6 protein-coding genes are annotated in these 7,097 nt (G+C 62.5%); 5 read left to right on the top strand and 1 reads right to left on the bottom strand.

All coding sequences use genetic code 11. From position 1 onward, the window contains the following. Positions 1 to 450: 450 nt before the first annotated feature. The gene (locus GHT07_RS18785; RefSeq protein WP_153586636.1) at positions 451 to 780 is read right to left on the bottom strand and encodes a hypothetical protein; all 330 of its coding nucleotides are present in this window, start codon (positions 778 to 780) and stop codon (positions 451 to 453) included. Positions 781 to 874: 94 nt separating this feature from the next. On the opposite strand from GHT07_RS18785, the gene GHT07_RS18780 reads away from it, so the two are divergent. From GHT07_RS18780 to GHT07_RS18760, 5 genes are all read left to right on the top strand, one after another. Beyond that, positions 875 to 2,974, top strand: coding sequence for an ATP-dependent helicase (locus GHT07_RS18780; protein ID WP_153586635.1), 2,100 nt, complete (start codon positions 875 to 877; stop codon positions 2,972 to 2,974). 22 nt (positions 2,975 to 2,996) lie between these two features. Next, positions 2,997 to 3,719, top strand: a complete 723-nt coding sequence (locus tag GHT07_RS18775; RefSeq protein WP_153586634.1) for a tyrosine-protein phosphatase — start codon at positions 2,997 to 2,999, stop codon at positions 3,717 to 3,719. A 90-nt stretch (positions 3,720 to 3,809) separates the two neighbouring features. Next, the gene (cls, locus tag GHT07_RS18770; RefSeq protein ID WP_323741012.1) at positions 3,810 to 5,084 is read left to right on the top strand and encodes a cardiolipin synthase; all 1,275 of its coding nucleotides are present in this window, start codon (positions 3,810 to 3,812) and stop codon (positions 5,082 to 5,084) included. Between the two features lie 61 nt (positions 5,085 to 5,145). After that, positions 5,146 to 6,486, top strand: a complete 1,341-nt coding sequence (locus GHT07_RS18765) for a cation:proton antiporter (RefSeq protein ID WP_153586633.1) — start codon at positions 5,146 to 5,148, stop codon at positions 6,484 to 6,486. A 69-nt stretch (positions 6,487 to 6,555) separates the two neighbouring features. Further along, a complete protein-coding gene (locus tag GHT07_RS18760; RefSeq protein WP_153586632.1) occupies positions 6,556 to 7,086 on the top strand; it encodes a CesT family type III secretion system chaperone in 531 nt (176 codons plus the stop codon). Positions 7,087 to 7,097 lie beyond the last annotated feature (11 nt).

The raw sequence follows: 7,097 nt of genomic DNA, 5'->3' as shown, positions 1-7,097 counted from the left end.
TTGGTCCTTGGCGTCGAAGACCATGCGTACTGCACGATCCTGCACCTCGGGTGAAAACTTTGACTTCCTCATAATGGCTCAATCTTCTCAAATGAAAGAGCCTCCTCAAATACCGGGGCGGTTCAAAAACGCTTCATGAACGCTCCTACTGAAAAGGGTTTTCGAATGTGCAGGTTGGCAAAAGCCGTATTGCGTGGGTCCGTACTCAAACTGTTGGCTCTTGCAACAATTCATGGCCTCCTTGGCATCGCGATAAGCCTAGGACTTGCGGTCACGGCATTTCAAGGTAGGTTAACGAGTGACTCGGAGTTTATAGTTTTGCGTGCGATACAAATCGTGTGGACGTTGTTCTGGTTTCCCGCTTCCTACGCATCCCAATTCTTTAGTGCGGGCTGGCCGACTGCTGCGATCTACTTTGGCACCGGCGCCCTCTGGGTTGGTGGAATCTGGCTACTTGTGATTTGGCGTCGTGCTACTCGCGTTAATACTCTGAAGAGTTGAAACCGCAAGGCGCAGCATTTCTTCTTTAATTAAATCCTGCGGCGCAATTTCATGCTTCCCCAAAGAATAAAACTCATATTGCACTTTGTCATCTGACGAGAGCCAACGAACCTTTGGCCTTGCCTCCGCAAAATGGATTTCTTGCCGAGGTGCTATTTCGGCAGCAGGGAGGGTATTGAAATGGGAAAGAGAGCGATGGCGAAGTACACGCTGGAATTCAAGTTGCAGGCGCTGTGGCAGGTTGCAGCGAGCCACGCTGTCGCGCGACAGCGATCTCATATCCGTAGTGTCCATTATCTGAACACAATGGCGGAAATCAGAATCTCAAGTGCATTGGGGTCAGGTCAATAATGTGCAGGCCCCGCCGTTTTCAATGACCGACCCAGTCCCAGCTCCAACCGCAGACACTTCCCGCAACTTCTTCCACGACCTGAACGCGCAGCAGCTTGCGGCCGTGCAGCATGGTGTGGGTGAGCAGGCGGGCGATACGCGGCCATTGCTCGTGATCGCAGGCGCTGGCTCGGGCAAGACGAACACGCTGGCGTATCGCGTCGCCAACCTGATTCGCAGTGGCGCTGATCCGCAGCGAATGATGCTGCTCACGTTCAGCCGCCGCGCCGCGCAAGAGATGGAGCAGCGCGTGGGCGGTGTGCTGCAAAAGGCGCTGGGCCTCGCGCCCACGCAGTCGCTGCCCAGCTTGCCGTGGTCAGGCACCTTCCACAGCATCGGCGCGCGCATCCTGCGCGAATACGCGGCCCGCATCGGGCTCGACGAGGCGTTCACCATTCACGACCGCGGCGACGCCGAAGACCTGATGGGCATGGTGCGCCACGACATCGGCCTGTCAGAAACAAAGAACCGGTTTCCGCTCAAGGGCACGTGTGTCGGCATTTATTCGCGCGTGCTCAACACGCGTGAGCCGCTGCACAAAGTGCTGCAGACGGTGTATCCGTGGTGCGCGCAATGGGAAGCTGAATTGAAGAGGCTGTTCGGCGGCTATGTCGAGGCCAAGCAGCAGCAGAACGTGGTCGACTACGACGACCTGCTTTTGTTCTGGGCCGAGATCATGGCCGAGCCCGCGCTCGCGCAGGAGATCGGCGAGCGCTTCGACCATTTGCTGGTCGATGAATACCAGGACACGAACCGCCTGCAGTCCGAGATCATTCTGTCGATGAAGCCCACCGGGCAGGGCGTCACCGTGGTGGGCGACGACGCGCAGAGCATCTACTCATTCCGCGGCGCGACGGTGCGCAACATCCTGGATTTCCCCCACCAGTTCGCACAGCCCGCCCGCATCGTCACGCTGGAGCGCAACTATCGCAGCACGCAGCCGATTCTCGCGGCCAGCAATGCCGTGATCGAGCAGGCACGCGAGCGTCACGCCAAGAACCTCTGGACGGAAAAGCCTTCCGCGCATCGCGCGCAACTCGTGCTCGTGCCCGATGAAGCGATGCAGGCCAGGTGGGTGGCCGACCAGGTGCTGCAGCAGCGCGAAGCCGGCTCCACCTTGAAGTCGCAAGCGGTGCTGTTCCGCACGAGCACACACAGCGCCGCACTGGAGCTCGAACTTGCACGGCGCAGTATTCCCTTCGTCAAGTTTGGCGGGCTGAAGTTTCTGGAGGCCGCGCATGTGAAAGACGTGATGGCCGTCTTGCGCTTCGCGCAGAATCCGCGCGGGCGCATGGCAGGCTTTCGCGTCACGCAGCTGATCGCCGGCATCGGCCAGGCCACGGCAACACGACTGCTCGATGCGATGGCGCAGGCGGCGGATCCGGCCACGGCACTGCAGGCCTTCGAGCCACCGGCGCAGGCGCGCGGCGAGTGGTCGCAGTTCGTCACGCTTTATGCGCAACTGCGCGATCCGGCCGTGGCCTGGCCCGCCGATCTTGAACTCGCCAAGGCCTGGTACCTGCCGCAGCTCGAGCGCATTCACGACGACGCGCACGTGCGCAAGCTCGACGTGGACCAGCTTGTGCGGCTTGCGGCGGGTTACGGCAGCCGCGAGCGCTTCCTGACGGAGCTCACGCTGGACCCGCCGCAGTCGACGAGCGATCAGTCCGGCATTCCGCATCTGGATGAGGACTACCTGATTCTCTCGACCATCCACAGCGCCAAGGGCCAGGAGTGGAAGTGCGTGCATGTGCTCAATGTGGTCGACGGATGCATCCCGAGCGACATGGCCACGGGCACGAGCGATGAAATCGAGGAAGAGCGGCGCCTGCTGTATGTCGCGATGACACGCGCGAAAGACCATCTTTACCTGCTGGTGCCCCACCGCTTTTACGTGACGCAGCAAGGCGCTGGTGGCGACAGGCACATGTACGCCGCACGCACGCGCTTCATCACGGATGGCACGCTTGCCAACTTCGAGCAGGTCACGTGGCCGCAGGCGCAGGAAGGCTCGCCCACTTCGGCCCGGCCCGCAACGCCGGTGTTGCAGGTGCGCGATCGTGCCAGGGCCGCCTGGCGTTGAACGGCTGGGATAATCACAGGCAATGGACCCGAAAATCAATGGTGCTTTCAACTTCCGGGATCTCAAGAGCCCTGCGGTACTGATGCCGCGGCTGCGGCCCCGGCTTCTCTATCGCTCTGATCATCTTGGCGCCCTCGACGAAGACGACGCGTCTCACTTTCGCGCATTGGGTATCCGCCGCGTGCTGGACTTTCGCGGCATCTTCGAGCGCGCCGAGGCGGTGTGTCCGGTGCCCACAGTCACGGTGCATTCGCTGGCCATCGAGCCCACTGTGGTGCAGGTGCTGGGCGCACTGGTTGCGGCCGGCGAGAAGCTCACGCGCGAGGATGCCGTTGCGCACATGCAGGACACCTACCGCGGCTTCGTGCGCCAGAACACGCATCGCTTCGCGGAATTCTTTGCGCACCTGATGCACTCGGACACGCCCACGGTGTTTCACTGCACGGCGGGCAAAGACCGCACCGGTTTCGCCGCGGCGTTGATCCTTCATGCGCTTGGCGCCACGCATGACGACGTGATGCGCGACTACCTGCTGACCAACCAGCGGCTCAAGCCGATGTCGATGAAGGGCTGGTCACTGCCGGCGCATGTGGTGGAGGTGCTGTACGGCGTGCGGCCGGAGTTCCTGCAGGCGGCCTACCAGGCAATTGACGAGGACTACGGCAGCCTCGAAGGCTATTTCAGCGACGGCCTTCATCTTGGTGCCGCGGAGCGCAGGCGGCTGCTCGAGTTGTATTTGCTGTAGGCCGCCGCCGCGACTTGGCCGAATCCGGGCGGGGTGAGCCCACGGGGCGTTTGCACGACGCTAGCATCGGCGGCACTTGGCCAATGACCCGTGAAAAAAACCCACAAAGTGATCCTCACCACCGTCATCGCGACGCTCTTCGTCGCGCTCATCCTCGCCAATTTCGCCGGCACGGAGAAAAAGGTCGAGACGGTCATACCGCACCTGTATTCCATTGACGATCCGCAGTTCATGCGCGCCATGGGCCTGATGCTCGGGCCAGCCATCATCGACGGCAACAAGGCGCAGGAGCTGATCGACGGCGACCAGATCTTTCCGGCGATGCTCGATGCGATCAAGTCCGCGAAAAAGACGGTGCTGTTCGAAACCTATATTTACTGGTCGGGCGAGATCGGCCAGCAGTTCGCTGATGCGCTGAGCGAGCGCGCGAAGGCCGGCGTGAAGGTGCATGTACTGCTCGACTGGATCGGTAGTGCCAAGGCCGACAGCGCCATGATCAGCAAGATGACGGATGCAGGCGTCGAGGTCGAGAAGTACCACCCCTTGCGCTGGTACAACCTGGGCCGCATGAACAACCGCACGCACCGCAAGCTGCTGATCGTCGACGGCAAGGTGGGCTTTACGGGCGGGGTGGGCATTGCAACCGAGTGGACGGGCCACGCACAGGATCCGGACCACTGGCGCGACTCGCACTTCCGGGTGGAGGGGCCGGTGGTCGCGCAAATGCAGAGCGTCATGCTCGACAACTGGGCCAAGACCACAGGCCGCGTGCTGCACGGCGCCGACTACTTTCCGCCGCTGGCGGCCGTGGGCACGCAGAGCGCGCAGATGTTCGCCAGCTCACCCAATGGCGGCAGCGAAAGCATGCTGATGATGTACCTGCTGGCGATCACGGCGGCCACGCGGAGCATTGACTTGTCGAGCGCGTATTTCGTGCCCGACGAGATCACCCGCAAGGCCCTGGTCATGGCGATCAAGCGTGGCGTGAAAGTGCGCATCATCACGCCCGGTGAGCACATGGATGCCGAGACGGTGCGACGCGCCTCGCGCGGCCTGTGGGGCGAGCTGCTGGAAGCGGGCGCCGAGATGTATGAATACCAGCCGACCATGTACCACTGCAAGGTGATGATCGTCGACGGCATCCTCACGTCCGTCGGCTCGACGAACTTCGACGTGCGGTCGTTCCGACTGAACGATGAAGCCAACCTGAACATCTACGACAAGGCCTTCGCCGAGCGGCAGACGCAGGTCTTCGCGAACGATCTCAAGCGCGCCAAGCGCATCACCTACGAAAGCTGGCAGGCCCGCCCGATGGTTGCCAGGTTGCACGAGCGGTTCTGGTCGCTCTTCGGCGCGCTGTTGTAAGCGTCTGAAGTCGCGGCAATTCCCCACACGGGGGAGCTGCCGCGTGCCCAACAATGGCCGCATGGACTATTTCGCCCTCTGGGCCGTGCTGGTCGGCCTGCTCATGATCCTGATGGCGCTCAGCGGCAGCGTGCTGTCGCGGCTGCCGCTGTCCACCGGCATGCTCTACCTGGTGGTGGGGCTGGCAGTCAGCCCCTGGGGCGTGAACCTCATGCGCGTGGATGTGCAAGCGAACACCGAGCTGCTCGAACGGCTGACCGAGGTGGTCGTGCTGGTGTCGCTCTTCACGGCGGGCCTGAAGCTCAGCCCTGGCCTGAAGGACCGCCGCTGGATACTGCCGTTGCGGCTTGCGCTCACGTCGATGGTGCTCACCGTACTGGCGATTGCGGCCATTGGCTACCTGTTCCTGGGCCTGCCCCTGGGCGCGGCCATCCTGCTGGGCGGCATTCTGGCGCCGACCGACCCTGTGCTGGCCTCCGACGTGCAGCTGAGCAAGCCCACTGACCGCGACCGCCTCCGGTTTGCGCTGACCGGCGAGGGCGGGCTGAACGATGGCACGGCGTTTCCGTTCGTGATGCTGGGACTGGGCCTGCTCGGCCAGCATGAGATCGGCAAGTACGGCTGGCGGTGGCTGCTGGTCGATGGGGTGTGGGGCACCTTCGCGGGGCTGGGCATCGGCGCGTTGCTGGGCCTTGCCGTGGGCCGGCTCGTGCTGTACCTGCGCCGCGAGCACAAGGAGGCCGTGGGGCTCGATGAGTTTCTGGCACTGGGCCTGATCGCCCTGTCCTATGGCGCGGCAGTGCTTGCGCATGCCTACGGCTTTCTGGCGGTGTTCGCTGCCGGTGTGGCGCTGCGCCACCTGGTGCAATCGCAGGCGCCGGGTGAGAGCGCGGCAAAAGTCGTGGCCCAAGCCTACGCCGACCCCGACCCTGACCAGGAGGTGGCAGACGTCATTGCCGTCGATCGCCAGCATGCGCCGGCGTTCATGGCGCAGGCCGTGCTGGGCTTCAATGAAAAGGTCGAGCGCATCGGCGAGCTGGCTGTGGTGATCACGATCGGTGCGCTTCTGTGGTCCGTGCAGTGGCACAACGCCGTGTGGTGGTTTGTTCCGGTGCTGCTGCTGCTCATCCGCCCCGCGGCCGTTGCGGTGGGCATGTACCGGTCGTCGAGTTCGTCGCAGCAGCGCTGGCTGCTGGGCTGGTTTGGCGTGCGGGGCATTGGTTCGCTGTACTACCTCATGTATGCGATGAGCCATGGCCTGGCGCCTGACCTGGCGGACAAGCTCACGGCGCTCACGCTGTCGGTCGTCGTGACCTCCATCGTGGTCCACGGTTTGTCGGTCACACCCATGATGAACGCCTATGAAGCGGCATCGCGCAGCAAGCGCGGCAGGAGGTTGTAGCTGTCCTACAGGAGCCTTCAAGAGCTCGACAACGCCGTCCAAGATGCTGTCCAAGATGCCGTAGGGCGCATGCAAACCAGCGTGGACTTGGAACGATGCTGCGCGAACGGTTACCAACCGGGCATGAACACCAACACATTCCAGACCCTTTGTGAGGGCTTGTGCGATTTACTACAAGAGCCCCGCTTCGAACTTCCCGAGACCCTCGAAGGCACGATAGCGTTCCACTTGAACCTGCAGGGCGTGGCTGTCAACTTCCTGTACTTTCCCGAGACATGCGCCGACCATCTTTTCATCCTCACAGAGTTCGGCGCCGTTCCCGAAACTGACCCGCGCGCCATCGATATGTTCAAAGCGCTGATGGACGCCAACTTCGTGTTGCCGCATCCGAATCCGCCGACGATGAGCCGCAACCCTGTCACGGGTGAGATGGTGCTGCGATGTGTCCAGCCATTCGAAGGCGCGACCTCGGCCGGCCTGCTCGAAGTGGTGCGTCACGCAGTCGCTGCAGCCCTTGAGTGGCGCAAAACGTTCTTCCTGGGGCCCGGCCTGCCGTCGCCCGTTGGGCCGGAAGTCAACGCTTCAAGGGATTTTGCATGAAAGCACTTCGC

Origin of the sequence: Caenimonas koreensis DSM 17982 (genome assembly GCF_009646335.1) — a bacterium.
GTDB lineage: Bacteria > Pseudomonadota > Gammaproteobacteria > Burkholderiales > Burkholderiaceae_C > Ramlibacter > Ramlibacter koreensis.
This window is presented reverse-complemented; position numbering and strand designations above follow the sequence as displayed.

Bases quoted from the DNA above. Each gene is read 5' to 3' on its own strand.
- GHT07_RS18785 (WP_153586636.1), bottom strand. From the start codon at position 780: ATGAGATCGCTGTCGCGCGACAGCGTGGCTCGCTGCAACCTGCCACAG.
- GHT07_RS18780 (WP_153586635.1), top strand. From the start codon at position 875: ATGACCGACCCAGTCCCAGCTCCAACCGCAGACACTTCCCGCAACTTC.
- GHT07_RS18775 (WP_153586634.1), top strand. From the start codon at position 2,997: ATGGACCCGAAAATCAATGGTGCTTTCAACTTCCGGGATCTCAAGAGC.
- GHT07_RS18765 (WP_153586633.1), top strand. From the start codon at position 5,146: ATGGACTATTTCGCCCTCTGGGCCGTGCTGGTCGGCCTGCTCATGATC.
- GHT07_RS18760 (WP_153586632.1), top strand. From the start codon at position 6,556: ATGCAAACCAGCGTGGACTTGGAACGATGCTGCGCGAACGGTTACCAA.